This is a genomic window from Pantoea alfalfae (genome assembly GCF_019880205.1).
GTDB lineage: Bacteria > Pseudomonadota > Gammaproteobacteria > Enterobacterales > Enterobacteriaceae > Pantoea > Pantoea alfalfae.
Window position 1 is genome coordinate 1,231,355 of record NZ_CP082292.1, and the last position, 13,636, is coordinate 1,244,990.

The following is a 13,636-nucleotide window of genomic DNA, read 5'->3' on the forward strand; positions in this document are numbered from 1 at the left end:
AATAATTGCCTCACATGTAACAGACAGGAAAGCCGTGGTGAAAATTCTGGTCGATGAAAATATGCCTTATGCCCGTGAGTTATTCAGTCGCACCGGCGTCGTGGTCGCGGTGCCGGGGCGTCCGCTGCCAGTGGCTGAGCTGGCCGATGCCGATGGCCTGATGGTGCGCTCCGTCACCCAGGTGAATGAATCGCTGCTGGCAGGAAAACCGGTGAGGTTTGTCGGCACCGCGACGGCGGGCACCGATCATATCGACGAGAACTGGCTGCAGCAGGCGGGCGTTGCGTTTTCAGCCGCTCCCGGCTGTAACGCTATTGCGGTGGTGGAATATGTTTTCTCTGCGCTGCTGATGCTGGCGGAGCGCGATGGTTTTGAGCTGCGTGACCGCACAGTCGGCATCGTTGGTGTCGGTAACGTCGGCGGGCGGCTGCAAAAGCGTCTTGAGGCCTGGGGCATCAAAACCCTGTTGTGCGATCCGCCACGCGCCGATCGCGGTGACGAAGGCGATTTTCTGTCCCTGGAGGCGGTGACAGCGCAGGCAGATATTCTGACCTTCCACACGCCGCTGTTTAAAGACGGCCCCTACAAAAGCTGGCATCTGGCGGATGCAGCGCTGCTGATGGCGCTGAAGCCCAACACCATCCTGATTAACGCCTGTCGCGGCCCGGTAGTGGACAATAGCGCGCTGCTGGAGGTGCTGAAAATGCGCCATGACCTGAGCGTAGTGCTGGATGTCTGGGAACCGGAGCCGGATCTCTCGCTGGCGCTGCTGGATAAGGTCGACATCGCCACGCCGCACATCGCGGGCTACACGCTGGAAGGCAAAGCACGTGGCACCACTCAGGTCTTTGAAGCCTGGTGCGACTTTATTGGTCAGCCGCAGCAGGTGCCACTCAGCACCTTACTGCCGGAGCCGGAATTCAGTGAAATTACCCTGAATGGCTCGCTGGATCAGCCAACACTGAAACGTCTGGCGCATCTGGTGTATGATGTGCGCCGCGATGATGCCCCGCTACGTAAAGTGGCGGCGAAACCCGGCGAGTTTGATCGCCTGCGCAAGCAGTATCTGGAGCGCCGCGAGTGGTCTTCGCTGCAGGTAAGCTGCGATGACGCCTCAACGGCTGAGATGCTGAACCAGCTGGGCTTTAACGCAATCTACTCCCCAGAATAGCGGGCGCTGAAGGTCAGGCGCCCTGGCGCGGTTTCCGCACTGAATTAATCAGTGAACGGAAGGCGCGCGCTGCTGGCATGTCTGCATGACGGCGGGTTCTGGGGGGATATACCCAATGGATTTCGGGTTGCATTGAGGCGGCAAGAGAACGAATCCCGATGAGCTTACTCAGGTAAGTGATTCGGGTGAGTGAACGCAGCCAACAAAGATGCAACGTGAAAGACGACGGGGATAAATCTGAATCCCTGGGCGGTGAATATCACCGCCTTCTGTTTTTATGTCATTGTCTGGAGTAAACCAACATGTCTGACGGCTGGAATATTGCGCTACTTGGCGCGACAGGCGCAGTAGGGAACGCTGTACTGGAACTGCTGGCGGAACGCCAGTTCCCGGTTGGTGAATTATATTTGCTGGCCAGCGAAAACAGTGCGGGTGAAATCAAACGTTTCGAAGGCCGCTCGGTGCGGGTCGATAATGCAGAGACGTTCGACTGGTCACAGGCGCAGCTGGCCTTTTTCGTCGCGGGCCGTGACGCTTCGGCACGTTTTGCCGACGAAGCGGCCAATGCCGGTTGTCTGGTGATCGACAGCAGCGAGCTGTTTGCGCTGGAACCCGATGTGCCGCTGGTGGTGCCGGATGTGAATCCGCAGGTGCTGGCAGATTATCGCAATCGCAACATCATCAGCGTGGCGGACAACCTGGTGAGCCAGTTGCTGACCGCGATTAAACCGCTGGTAGATGCGGCCGGGCTGAGCCGTTTACAGGTGACGAATCTGATCTCGGTTTCCAGCTACGGCAAAGTGGCAGTCGATGCGCTGGCGGGGGAAAGTGCCCGCCTGCTCAACGGTATTCCGGCTGATGAACATCACTTTGGTCGTCAGCTGGCGTTTAACCTGATGCCACAACAGGCCGACGCAGAAGGTAGCGTGGAGAGTGAACGCCGTCTGATTGATCAGGTGCGCAAAGTCCTGCAGGACGAAGGCTTGCCCATTGCGGTCAGCAGCGTACAGGCTCCGGTGTTCTACGGTAACGCGCAGATTGTGCATATCGAAAACCTGCGCCCGCTCTCTGCGGAAGAAGCGCGTGCCGAGCTGGCGCTGGCGTCAGATATTCGTCTGAGCGAAGAGGATGACGTGCCGACGCCAGTGACGGATGCCTCAGGCAACGGCGAACTGAGCATCGGCGCTGTGCGCAACGACTACGGTATTCCAGAGCTGCTGCAGTTCTGGTCAGTGGCGGACAACATTCGTTTTGGCGGCGCGCTGATGGCGGTGAAAACCGCTGAGAAACTGGTTCAGGAGTATCTGTAACCATGTCCGATGGTCAGACGAAAAAACTGGCGCTCGGCATCGAGTATGACGGCAGCCGTTACTACGGCTGGCAGCGCCAGAATGAAGTTCGCAGCGTGCAGGAAAAGGTAGAGCGCGCGCTGTCGAAGGTCGCCGATCACCCGGTCAGCATTTTTTGTGCTGGTCGTACCGATGCGGGCGTGCACGGGACGGGGCAGGTGGTCCATTTCGAGACGACCTCGCAGCGGCCTGATAGCGCCTGGACGCTGGGCGTCAACGCCAATCTGCCGCCGGATATTGCAGTGCGCTGGGTGAAAGCGGTGCCGGATGAATTTCATGCCCGCTTCAGCGCCACGGCCCGACGCTATCGCTACCTGATCTACAATCAGCGCCTGCGTCCGGCGGTGCTGGCACAGGGCGTGACGCACTTCTACCATCCACTGGATGCAGAGAAGATGCAGCGCGCCGGGCAATGTTTGTTAGGCGAGAATGATTTCACTTCATTCCGCGCAGTGCAGTGCCAGTCACGTACACCCTGGCGCAACGTGATTCACCTCAACGTGATGCGTCAGGGTCCCTATGTGATTGTGGATATCAAAGCCAACGCTTTTGTGCATCACATGGTGCGCAATATCGTGGGCAGCCTGATGGAGATAGGCTGCGGCAATAAGCCGGAGTCATGGATGGCAACGCTGCTGGCGGCGAAGGATCGGACATTAGCCGCAGCCACAGCCCGGGCAGAAGGGTTGTATCTGGTGGCGGTGGATTACCCACCCCACTTTGCGTTACCACAGCCGTCGATGGGACCGTTGTTCCTTGCGGATTAATTCACTTTCAGGACTTAAAAGGGCGCGCTATGGAGTTTCTCCATTTTCTGGTCGATTTTATTCTGCACATCGATGTGCATCTGGCCGAGCTGGTTGCACAGTACGGTATCTGGATTTACGCTATTTTGTTCCTGATTTTGTTCTGCGAAACCGGGCTGGTTGTGACGCCATTCCTGCCGGGCGATTCGCTGCTGTTTGTTGCGGGCGCACTGGCTGCACTGCCGGGTAACGATCTCAATGTGCATGTGATGGTGGCGTTGTTAGTGGTGGCCGCGGTGCTGGGCGATGCGGTGAACTATACCATTGGCCGCCTGTTTGGCGAACGGCTGTTCAGTAACCCGAACTCGAAGATTTTCCGTCGTAGTCATCTGGATAAAACCCATGCGTTTTATGCCCGTCACGGTGGAAAAACCATTATCCTGGCGCGCTTTGTGCCAATTGTCCGCACGTTTGCCCCGTTTGTTGCCGGTATGGGCCATATGTCCTATCGCCATTTCGCGCTGTTCAACGTAACGGGTGCACTGTTATGGGTGCTGCTGTTCTCCTATGCCGGCTACCTGTTTGGCGATCTGCCGGTGGTGCAGGAAAACCTGAAGCTGCTGATTGTGGGCATTATCCTGGTCTCGATTCTGCCGGGTGTGATTGAAGTCTGGCGTCATCGCCGTCAGGCGAAGCAGCAGAAGCTGCCGTAAGACTTCGCTCAGGGGTAAGACCAGATTTTTATCCACAGTCTGAACAGGTTGTGGTTTAATGAGCGACATTTACCGTCTGCTGAAGCGGTTTTCAGCAGTATCAAGACGACTGGACCAGGTCAGTTTTAAACAGAAAGGTCATCAATGAGCTGGATTGAACGCATTCTTAATAAAAGCACCGGAACGCCTGTGCGCAAAGCCAGTATCCCGGAAGGGGTCTGGACCAAGTGTGACAGCTGTGGGCAGGTTCTCTACCGCGCCGAGCTGGAGCGTAATCTTGAGGTTTGCCCGAAGTGTGACCACCACATGCGTATGCACGCGCGTGAGCGCCTCGGCAGTTTCCTCGATCAGGGCACGATGGTTGAGCTTGGCAGTGAACTTGAACCCAAAGATCTGCTGAAGTTCCGCGATTCGAAGAAGTACAAAGATCGTCTGGTAGCAGCACAGAAAGATACCGGCGAGAAAGATGCGCTGATCGTCATGAAAGGTCAGCTGCACAGTATGCCAGTTGTTGCGGCAGCGTTTGAATTTGCCTTTATGGGTGGTTCAATGGGCTCTGTAGTGGGGGCACGCTTTGTACGTGCAGTTGAGCAGGCGCTGGAAGATAACTGTCCGCTGATCTGCTTCTCCGCCAGTGGCGGTGCCCGTATGCAGGAAGCGCTGCAGTCACTGATGCAGATGGCGAAAACCAGTGCGGCACTGGCAAAAATGCAGGAGCGTGGTCTTCCGTATATTTCCGTGCTGACTGACCCGACTATGGGTGGCGTTTCTGCCAGTTTCGCCATGCTGGGTGACCTCAACATCGCAGAGCCTAAAGCGCTCATCGGCTTTGCCGGCCCACGCGTCATCGAGCAGACAGTGCGTGAAAAACTGCCGCCGGGCTTCCAGCGCAGTGAGTTCCTCATTGAGAAGGGCGCGATTGATATGATCATCCGCCGCCCGGAAATGCGCTACAAACTGGCAAGCCTGCTGGCCAAAATGATGAACCTGCCGGCACCGCTGCATGACGGTGAACCGTCCGCTCCTGCGACGACTGAATCGGAAAGCAACGAGGCCTGACAGGAGATAGAGAGGCGCGCCTGTCGCGCCTCTTACCAATGCACCGTATACCGCAGCACCAGTCTGCCAGGTATAAATAAGCAAAACGGGACATATGGACAATCTTCACCTTCCTCAAGCCACGTCGCCTTTGGCCACGTGGCTTTATTATCTTGAGCACCTGCATACTCAGGCCATCGAACTGGGTCTGGACCGTATTCGTCAGGTAGCACTTCGTCTCGACCTGCTGAAACCCGCTCCGTTTGTCTTTACCGTAGCCGGTACCAATGGTAAAGGCACCACCTGTCGCATCCTGGAAACGCTGCTGATTGCCGCAGGCTATCGCGTAGGCGTCTACAGCTCGCCGCATCTGGTGCGCTATACCGAACGCGTCCGGGTTCAGGGCGAGGAACTGAGTGAAGCGCAGCACTGCGCCAGCTTTGCGGAGATTGAAGCCGGACGAGCTGATATTTCGCTGACCTACTTTGAATTCGGTACGCTCTCTGCGCTGAATCTGTTTCGCCAGGCGCAGCTGGATGTCGTGATCCTCGAGGTCGGCCTCGGCGGACGACTGGATGCCACCAACATCGTGGATGCCGATGTCGCCGTAGTCACCAGCATTGCACTGGATCACACCGACTGGCTGGGACCGGATCGCGAAAGCATCGGACGTGAGAAAGCGGGCGTCTTCCGCGCGGGGAAACCGGCGATAGTCGGTGAACCCGATATGCCACACAGCATCGCTGTGGTCGCGCAGGAAAAAGGCGCTCAGTTGTTACAGCGCAACCGCGACTGGTCCTGGCATGCGCAGGCCGAAAGCTGGTCGCTGCGTGATGTGCAGGGCGAGCTGAACGATCTGCCGCTGCCTCAGGTGCCGCTGCCTAACGCGGCGACCGCGCTGGTGGCGCTGCGTGTTTCAGGGCTTGAGGTCAGTGAAGCGCAGATTCGCGCCAGCCTGCCGCTGGCGATGCTGCCAGGGCGGTTTCAGACTATCAGTGAATCACCGCGCGTGATTCTGGATGTCGCCCATAATCCGCACGCGGCAGGCTATCTGGCGTCGCGGCTGGCGGCCCTGCCGAAACGTGGCAAGGTGCATGCCGTCGTGGGCATGCTGCACGATAAAGATATCGCCGGAACGCTCGCCGCATTGGCTCCAATAGTTGATGCCTGGTACTGTGCACCGCTTGACGGTCCGCGCGGTGCCAGTGCAGAGCAACTGCTGGACGCGCTGCCGCAGGGCGAGACCTTTGGTTCGGTTGAACTCGCCTGGCAGCAGGCACACCAGCGGGCTGCGCCGCAGGACACTGTGCTGGTGTGTGGTTCATTCCACACTGTGGCACAGGTCATGGAATCGATTGAAACGGAGAAAGGACGTGGCAAGTAAGTTTCAGAACCGTTTAGTCGGCACCGTTATTCTGGTTGCCGTTGGCGTGATTGTGTTGCCAGGGCTGCTGGATGGTCAGAAAAAGCATTACAAAGAGGAGTTCGCCGCCATCCCGCTGGTGCCGAAACCTGACGATCAGCAGGATAGCGAAATGGTGCCGCCGGTAACCCAGTCGCTGCCCGCTCAGCCGCCGGAAGGCGCAGGCAGTGCCGTCAATAGCAGCAATGGCAATGGTAAAACCAACGCCACGGCGGAGCAGGGACGGACGCAGCCGTATGAAGAGAGCGATCCTGTCGTCGTCTCGCCGCCGCCGGTCCATCAGTCTGTGCCTGCACAGACGGTGACGAAGCCGAAAGCGGCAGAGCAGCAGAAACCTAAAGTCACCGAGCAGCCTAAGCAGAAGCCGGTTGAACAGCAGAAGCCAAAAGTCGTGGAGCAGCCTAAACCGAAGCCGGTTGAGCAATCCAAAGCGGTTGAGCAGCCAAAGCAGGAAGAGGCGCCAAAAGTGGCAGAGACCACGGCTCCGGCGGGGCAGGCTTATGTGGTGCAGTTAGGTGCGCTGAAGAACGCCAGTAAAGTAAATGAGATTGTCGCGCAGTTGCGGCTGTCGGGCTATCGCGCCTTTACCGTGCCGTCAACGCCGGTTCAGGGTCAGATTACCCGTATCTACGTTGGCCCTGATGCCTCGAAAGCTAAAATGCAAGGCGCGGTGGGTGAACTGAAAAGCATCTCAGGACTGGGCGGTGTTGTAAAACCGTATAGCGCCCGTTAAACCGGCGATTGGCGCTGCCGATAGCAGTAACAGGCAGCGTCTTTTACCGGGCAGACAGCGCGCTTAACGCGCGCTGTCACGAAAAAGAGTGAAGATTTTCAACGGGCTGTCTGGTTGAGAATCACCCGGGCGATTGCAGTTTTTTTCATCGCCGCTTTTATGGATGCAGAAAAAGAAAACCGCTACGCAAACGTTTTCTTTTTCTGTTAGAATGCGCCCCGAACTGGATGCAGGGGTGCAATTGCACTGGCGCTGGAAGAGTTCATGATCTGGATTGATTACGTCATTATTGCGGTAGTTGGTTTTTCGGCTCTGGTCAGCCTGGTTCGTGGGTTTGTCCGGGAAGCCTTATCTCTTGTTACCTGGGGATGCGCGTTTTTTGTCGCCAGTCATTACTACGCCTACCTTGCAGTCTGGTTTACAGGTTTTGACGACGAACTGGTTCGTAACGGTATTGCCATCGGTGTGCTGTTTGTGGCGACGCTGATTGTGGGTGCCATTGTGAACTACGTTATCGGCACGCTGGTAGAAAAAACCGGCCTGTCGGGAACCGACCGGGTGTTGGGCGTCTGTTTCGGGGCGTTGCGTGGTGTGCTGATCGTAGCCGCTTTGCTGTTCTTCCTTGATACATTCACTGGCTTTTCCAAAAGTCCGGACTGGCAACAGTCTCAACTCATTCCCGAGTTCAGTTATATCATCAGGTGGTTCTTTGATTACCTGAAAAGCACGTCGAGTTTTTTACCCCGGTGATGTGACCGGGTGTGCGGCTAAATGAGGAAATGACAACATGTGCGGTATTGTCGGTATCACCGGTTTCATGCCGGTCAACCAGTCGATCTATGACGCGTTAACGGTGCTCCAGCACCGCGGGCAGGATGCCGCAGGCATTTGTACTATCGATGCGCTGAAATGTTTTCGCCTGCGAAAGGCAAACGGCCTGGTCAGCGACGTTTTCGAAGCACGCCACATGCAGCGACTGCAGGGCAATATGGGGATCGGTCACGCGCGTTATCCCACCGCAGGCAGCTCAAGTGCCTCTGAAGCGCAGCCATTTTATGTAAACTCCCCGTATGGCATCACCCTGGCGCACAACGGTAATCTGACCAACGCACATGTGCTGCGTAAGCACCTGTTTGAAAAGGGTCGCCGCCACGTTAACACCACTTCAGATTCTGAAATCCTGCTGAATATTTTTGCGCAGGAGTTAGATCGTTTCCAGAACGATCCGCTGGAAGCTGACAACATTTTTGCTGCGGTGGCTGCCGTACATCAGCAGGTGCGCGGTGCCTACGCCGTCGTAGCGATGATTATCGGCCACGGTATGGTGGCCTTCCGCGACCCTAACGGCATCCGTCCGCTGGTGCTGGGCAAGCGCGTTATCGCCGATGGCCGCACCGAATATATGGTCGCCTCCGAGAGCGTCGCGCTGGATACGCTGGGCTTTGAGTTCATCCGTGACGTTGCTCCGGGTGAAGCGGTTTATGTCACTGAAGCAGGCCAGCTTTCGACCCGTCAGTGTGCTGAAAACCCAAAAAGCAATCCGTGCCTGTTCGAGTATGTCTACTTTGCGCGTCCGGACTCCTTCCTGGACAAGATTTCGGTCTACAGCGCCCGTGTCCGCATGGGCACCAAGCTGGGCGAGAAAATTGCCCGCGAGTGGGAAGATCTCGATATCGACGTCGTGATTCCGATTCCGGAAACCTCTACCGATATCGCGCTGGAAATCGCCCGTATTCTTGACAAGCCTTATCGCCAGGGCTTCGTGAAAAACCGTTACGTTGGTCGTACCTTTATCATGCCAGGCCAGCAGTTACGCCGCAGCGCGGTGCGCCGCAAGCTCAACGCGAACCGCGCTGAATTCCGTGATAAAAATGTGCTGCTGGTGGATGACTCTATCGTACGCGGTACCACCTCAGAGCAGATCATTGAGATGGCGCGTGAAGCGGGTGCGAAACGGGTTTACCTGGCCTCAGCGGCACCGGAAATTCGTTTCCCGAACGTCTACGGCATCGATATGCCGAGCGCCACGGAACTGATTGCGCACGGCCGCGAAGTCGAAGAGATTCGACAGCTGATTAAAGCCGATGCACTGATTTTCCAGGACCTCGACGATCTGATCGAAGCGGTGCGTGAGGAGAATCCGGACATTGCACAATTTGAGTGCTCGGTGTTCAACGGCATTTACGTGACGAAAGATGTCGACCAGCAGTATCTGGAGTATCTGGAGTCGCTGCGTAATGACGATGCCAAAGCGCTTCAGCGCCAGAACGAAGTCGAAAACCTTGAGCTGCACAACGAAGGCTGATATCCACCCATAATCGGGCAGCATAAAACAGGGCGGGAGCAATCCCGCCCTGTTTGTTTTCAGAAACCCGCTGGCCGCGTATGATGGCCCATTGGCTGACATAAGGTTGGAATATGAAACGACTCATCATTGGCATCTCTGGCGCAAGCGGGGTGATCTATGGCGTGCGCATGCTGCAGGTGTTGCAGCAGGTGGAAGAGGTAGAAACACATCTGGTCATGAGTCAGGCGGCGCGTCAGACGCTGGGGCTGGAGAGCGACTATTCGCTGCGTGACGTGCAGGCGCTGGCCGATGTGGTGCATGACGTGCGCGATATTGCAGCAAATATCTCATCTGGATCGTTTAAAACGCTGGGCATGGCGATTTTACCCTGCTCAATGAAAACGCTCTCTGGCATCGTCCACAGTTACAGTGACTCGTTGCTGACCCGTGCGGCTGACGTAGTGTTAAAAGAGCAGCGTAAGCTGGTGTTGTGCGTACGCGAAACCCCGCTGCATGTCGGCCACCTGCGGATGATGACCACCGCGGCCGAACTGGGTGCCATTATCATGCCGCCCGTGCCGGCATTTTATCATCGGCCTGAAACCATCGATCAGCTCATCGACCAGACTGTTAATCGGGTAATCGATCAGTTCGATATCGAATTACCGGAAGATCTCTTTATGCGCTGGCAGGGTGCATAAAGTTCCCCTGGCGCACTTATTTAGTGCATAAGCGCGCCTCGGATCACTCTTCGTGCATTTGACGCACCAAAAGTTAACAACGTCGCTTTTTCTCGTTTACTTCACTGCTATATTCCCCTCACAAACTCAGCGTTTTCGCCTGTCTGTCATCACGTTAACGGCGTGGATAACTTGCAGAACTGGCATGAAACATGCAAATTACTTTGCGCAAACACATCACGAACCACATAACAAAAAGCACTTCACTTGAGGGTAATCTATGAAAAAGCGTGTTCTGGCTCTTTCCCTGATGCTGGGCTTAACCAGTGCTGCCAGCGTCTTTGCGGCAGTTCCGGGTTCAATCCGTATCGGCACAGATCCAACTTACCCACCGTTTGAGTCGAAAGACGCGCAAGGCAAGTTAGTAGGCTTCGATATCGACCTCGCTAACGAAATCTGTAAACGCATTCATACCCAATGTACCTACGTTGAAAGCGACTTTGATGCGCTAATCCCCTCGCTGAAAGCGAAGAAAATTGATGCCATCATCTCCTCACTTTCCATCACAGCAAAACGTCAGGAAGAGATCGCCTTCTCGGAAAAACTCTATGCGGCGAACGCGCGTTTAGTCGCACCGAAGGGATCGAAAATTGAGCCGACCATTGAGTCGCTGAAAGGCAAAAACATCGGTCTGCTGCAGGGCACCACCCAGGAAACCTACGCCAATCAGAACTGGCGGCCAAAAGGGGTGAACGTTACGCCTTATGCTAACCAGGATCTGGTCTATCAGGATCTGAATGCCGGTCGTATTGATGCTGCCTTCCAGGATGAAGTGCAGGCCAGCGAAGGATTCCTGAAGCAGCCGGTCGGTAAAAATTACGCCTTCGCGGGTCCGGCCGTGAAAGATGACAAGATTTTTGGCGTCGGTACCGGCATGGGACTGCGTAAAGATGACAGCGAACTGAAAGCCGCCATCGACAAAGCTTTTGCTGATATACGTAAAGATGGCACTTACGACAAGATTGCGAAGAAATACTTCGATTTCAATGTGTACGGCGACTAATCATCCTGTCGCTTTACCCGCTGTGACCCGGCTGCCGTTGTGTCGGGCCTGAGCTGGTTCTGCCTGGCGCGGAAACCGGACAGGCTTTCTGGCGTATGGCATTCACACAGGAGAGGTAAGGCTAAACTGCCCGTCAATCACTGGCGGGCAGCGTTTCGTTTTCACCCCACGACAGGACCCTCTCGATGCTGTATGGCTATTCTGATGTAATTCTCCGGGGCACGCTGGTGACGCTGGAGCTGGCGCTCACCTCCGTCGTGCTGGCAGTGCTGCTGGGCCTGATAGGCGCAGGCGCGAAACTGTCGCGCAGCCGGCCACTGGCGATGATTTTTGAAGGCTACACCACGCTGATTCGTGGTGTGCCAGACCTCGTACTCATGCTGCTGATCTTCTATGGTCTGCAGATTGTCCTCAACCAGGTCACCGACGCACTGGGCATGGCGCAGTTTGATATCGACCCGATGGTTGCTGGTATCATCACGCTCGGCTTTATCTATGGTGCTTACTTCACCGAAACGTTCCGTGGCGCCTTTATGGCGGTGCCAAAAGGGCAGATTGAAGCGGCTACTGCGTTTGGCTTTACCGGCGCGCAGGTGTTCCGCCGCATTCTGTTTCCGGCCATGATGCGCTATGCGCTGCCGGGCATCGGAAATAACTGGCAGGTGATCCTGAAAGCTACCGCGCTGGTTTCGCTGCTGGGGCTGGAAGATGTGGTGAAGGCAACGCAGCTGGCGGGGAAAAGTACCTGGCAGCCGTTCTACTTCGCCATTGTCGCCGGTGTGATCTATCTGGTGTTCACTACGCTGTCGAACGGCGTGCTGTGGTGGCTGAACCGCCGCTATACGGTCGGTGTGAAGAGGGCGAGTTATGATTGAGATTATTCAGGAATACTGGAAATCGCTGCTCTGGACGGACGGCTATCGTTTTACCGGTGTGGCTATCACCCTGTGGCTGTTAATTCTCTCCGTCACCATTGGCGGCTGTCTGGCCATTCTGCTGGCGATAGCCCGGGTTTCGCCAAACCGTTTTATCAGCTTTCCGGTCTGGCTCTTTACCTACGTCTTTCGCGGCACGCCGCTCTATGTGCAGCTGCTGGTGTTCTACTCCGGCATGTACACGCTGGAGATTGTGAAAGGCACTGAACTGCTGAATGCCTTTTTCCGCAGTGGTCTGAACTGTACGCTGCTCGCCTTCACCCTCAACACCTGCGCCTACACCACGGAAATTTTTGCCGGTGCGATTCGCTCGGTGCCACACGGTGAAATTGAGGCGGCACGGGCGTACGGCTTCTCTACTTTTAAACTTTATCGCTGCATTATCCTGCCATCGGCGCTGCGTACGGCACTGCCGGCCTACAGCAACGAAGTGATTCTGATGCTGCACTCCACGGCGCTGGCCTTCACCGCCACCGTGCCGGATCTGCTGAAAATCGCGCGGGATATTAACTCGGCGACCTATCAGCCGTTTACCGCCTTTGGTCTGGCGGCTGTGTTGTACCTGATTATCTCTTACGTGTTGATCAGCCTGTTCCGCCTGGCGGAACGTCGCTGGCTGGCCCACGTGAAACCCTCTTCATCGCATTGAGAAGAACTATGGCTGACAATAAATTAAGCGTCACCGAATTGCATAAACGTTACGGTGAACATGAAGTGCTGAAAGGGGTCTCGTTAACTGCTAAAGCGGGCGATGTGATTAGTATCATTGGATCGTCCGGTTCAGGGAAAAGTACCTTTTTACGCTGCATTAACTTCCTCGAAAAACCGAGTGAAGGCAGCATCATGGTGAATAACCAACAAATTACCTTAGTCCGTGACAAAGATGGTCAGCTCAAAGTGGCTGACAAAGAGCAGCTGCGCGCGTTACGTACCAGCCTGACCATGGTGTTCCAGCACTTTAATCTGTGGAGTCACATGACCGTGCTGGAAAACGTGATGGAAGCGCCGATTCAGGTGCTGGGGCTGAGCAAAGCGGCGGCGCGTGAGCGTGCCATCAAATACCTCGATAAAGTCGGGATTGATGCGCGGGCGCAGGCAAAATATCCGGTGCACCTTTCTGGTGGTCAGCAGCAGCGTGTGTCGATTGCGCGCGCGCTGGCGATGGAGCCAGAAGTGTTGCTGTTTGACGAACCCACTTCGGCGCTTGATCCGGAACTGGTCGGGGAAGTACTGCGCATCATGCAGAAGCTGGCGGAAGAAGGAAAAACTATGGTGGTGGTGACCCACGAGATGGAGTTTGCCCGTCACGTCTCAAATCACGTGATTTTCCTGCATCAGGGAAAAATCGAAGAGCAGGGTCCGCCTGCGGAGGTGTTCGGCAGCCCGAAAAGTCCGCGTTTACAGCAGTTCCTCAAGGGATCACTGAAGTAACGGTTATCGGGGAGGACAGGTGCGGGAAGCAGGACTCCGGCGTTACGTGCCCTGCGCCGGTACGCTG

The 13,636-nt window shown here is 56.0% G+C and carries 14 protein-coding genes; all 14 read left to right on the forward strand.

Annotation, left to right across the window (positions count from 1 at the left end; translation table 11 throughout):
- Positions 1-37: 37 nt before the first annotated feature.
- The 14 genes from pdxB (at position 38) to hisP (ending at position 13,569) form a co-directional block, all read left to right on the forward strand.
- A complete protein-coding gene (pdxB, locus tag K6R05_RS05915; RefSeq protein WP_161733403.1) occupies positions 38-1,171 on the forward strand; it encodes a 4-phosphoerythronate dehydrogenase PdxB in 1,134 nt (377 codons plus the stop codon).
- 302 nt (positions 1,172-1,473) lie between these two features.
- The gene (locus tag K6R05_RS05920; RefSeq protein WP_161733401.1) at positions 1,474-2,481 is read left to right on the forward strand and encodes an aspartate-semialdehyde dehydrogenase; all 1,008 of its coding nucleotides are present in this window, start codon (positions 1,474-1,476) and stop codon (positions 2,479-2,481) included.
- A 2-nt stretch (positions 2,482-2,483) separates the two neighbouring features.
- On the forward strand, positions 2,484-3,287 hold the full coding sequence (gene truA, locus K6R05_RS05925; RefSeq protein ID WP_222925184.1) for a tRNA pseudouridine(38-40) synthase TruA: 804 nt from the start codon (positions 2,484-2,486) through the stop codon (positions 3,285-3,287).
- Between the two features lie 29 nt (positions 3,288-3,316).
- Positions 3,317-3,979 (forward strand): DedA family protein, encoded by a 663-nt coding sequence (locus tag K6R05_RS05930; RefSeq protein ID WP_033783739.1) that lies wholly within the window; start codon positions 3,317-3,319, stop codon positions 3,977-3,979.
- A gap of 144 nt (positions 3,980-4,123) precedes the next feature.
- On the forward strand, positions 4,124-5,038 hold the full coding sequence (gene accD, locus K6R05_RS05935; RefSeq protein ID WP_222925185.1) for an acetyl-CoA carboxylase, carboxyltransferase subunit beta: 915 nt from the start codon (positions 4,124-4,126) through the stop codon (positions 5,036-5,038).
- Positions 5,039-5,132: 94 nt separating this feature from the next.
- A complete protein-coding gene (gene folC / locus K6R05_RS05940; protein WP_222925186.1) occupies positions 5,133-6,401 on the forward strand; it encodes a bifunctional tetrahydrofolate synthase/dihydrofolate synthase in 1,269 nt (422 codons plus the stop codon).
- Positions 6,391-7,173, forward strand: coding sequence for a cell division protein DedD (gene dedD, locus K6R05_RS05945; protein WP_161733393.1), 783 nt, complete (start codon positions 6,391-6,393; stop codon positions 7,171-7,173). The genes folC and dedD overlap by 11 nt, the downstream gene beginning before the upstream one ends.
- A gap of 264 nt (positions 7,174-7,437) precedes the next feature.
- Entirely contained in the window at positions 7,438-7,923 is a 486-nt protein-coding gene (gene cvpA, locus K6R05_RS05950; RefSeq protein WP_003854265.1) for a colicin V production protein, read from the forward strand.
- Between the two features lie 37 nt (positions 7,924-7,960).
- Positions 7,961-9,478, forward strand: coding sequence for an amidophosphoribosyltransferase (gene purF / locus K6R05_RS05955; RefSeq protein WP_013358590.1), 1,518 nt, complete (start codon positions 7,961-7,963; stop codon positions 9,476-9,478).
- Positions 9,479-9,591: 113 nt separating this feature from the next.
- A complete protein-coding gene (locus K6R05_RS05960) occupies positions 9,592-10,161 on the forward strand; it encodes a UbiX family flavin prenyltransferase (protein WP_013358589.1) in 570 nt (189 codons plus the stop codon).
- Between the two features lie 259 nt (positions 10,162-10,420).
- Positions 10,421-11,203 carry a lysine/arginine/ornithine ABC transporter substrate-binding protein ArgT gene (argT, locus tag K6R05_RS05965; protein WP_222925187.1) on the forward strand — a complete coding sequence of 261 codons (783 nt, stop codon included), beginning with the start codon at positions 10,421-10,423 and terminating at the stop codon, positions 11,201-11,203.
- A gap of 185 nt (positions 11,204-11,388) precedes the next feature.
- On the forward strand, positions 11,389-12,078 hold the full coding sequence (locus K6R05_RS05970; RefSeq protein ID WP_033733384.1) for a histidine ABC transporter permease HisQ: 690 nt from the start codon (positions 11,389-11,391) through the stop codon (positions 12,076-12,078).
- Positions 12,071-12,787, forward strand: coding sequence for an ABC transporter permease (locus K6R05_RS05975; protein WP_033733383.1), 717 nt, complete (start codon positions 12,071-12,073; stop codon positions 12,785-12,787). The genes K6R05_RS05970 and K6R05_RS05975 overlap by 8 nt, the downstream gene beginning before the upstream one ends.
- An 8-nt stretch (positions 12,788-12,795) precedes the next feature.
- Positions 12,796-13,569 (forward strand): histidine ABC transporter ATP-binding protein HisP, encoded by a 774-nt coding sequence (gene hisP, locus K6R05_RS05980; RefSeq protein WP_161733387.1) that lies wholly within the window; start codon positions 12,796-12,798, stop codon positions 13,567-13,569.
- Positions 13,570-13,636 lie beyond the last annotated feature (67 nt).

Coding starts and splice junctions, on each gene's coding strand:
- K6R05_RS05920 (WP_161733401.1), top strand. CDS start 1,474: ATGTCTGACGGCTGGAATATTGCGCTACTTGGCGCGACAGGCGCAGTA.
- truA (WP_222925184.1), top strand. CDS start 2,484: ATGTCCGATGGTCAGACGAAAAAACTGGCGCTCGGCATCGAGTATGAC.
- K6R05_RS05930 (WP_033783739.1), top strand. CDS start 3,317: ATGGAGTTTCTCCATTTTCTGGTCGATTTTATTCTGCACATCGATGTG.
- accD (WP_222925185.1), top strand. CDS start 4,124: ATGAGCTGGATTGAACGCATTCTTAATAAAAGCACCGGAACGCCTGTG.
- folC (WP_222925186.1), top strand. CDS start 5,133: ATGGACAATCTTCACCTTCCTCAAGCCACGTCGCCTTTGGCCACGTGG.
- cvpA (WP_003854265.1), top strand. CDS start 7,438: ATGATCTGGATTGATTACGTCATTATTGCGGTAGTTGGTTTTTCGGCT.
- purF (WP_013358590.1), top strand. CDS start 7,961: ATGTGCGGTATTGTCGGTATCACCGGTTTCATGCCGGTCAACCAGTCG.
- K6R05_RS05960 (WP_013358589.1), top strand. CDS start 9,592: ATGAAACGACTCATCATTGGCATCTCTGGCGCAAGCGGGGTGATCTAT.
- argT (WP_222925187.1), top strand. CDS start 10,421: ATGAAAAAGCGTGTTCTGGCTCTTTCCCTGATGCTGGGCTTAACCAGT.
- K6R05_RS05970 (WP_033733384.1), top strand. CDS start 11,389: ATGCTGTATGGCTATTCTGATGTAATTCTCCGGGGCACGCTGGTGACG.
- K6R05_RS05975 (WP_033733383.1), top strand. CDS start 12,071: ATGATTGAGATTATTCAGGAATACTGGAAATCGCTGCTCTGGACGGAC.
- hisP (WP_161733387.1), top strand. CDS start 12,796: ATGGCTGACAATAAATTAAGCGTCACCGAATTGCATAAACGTTACGGT.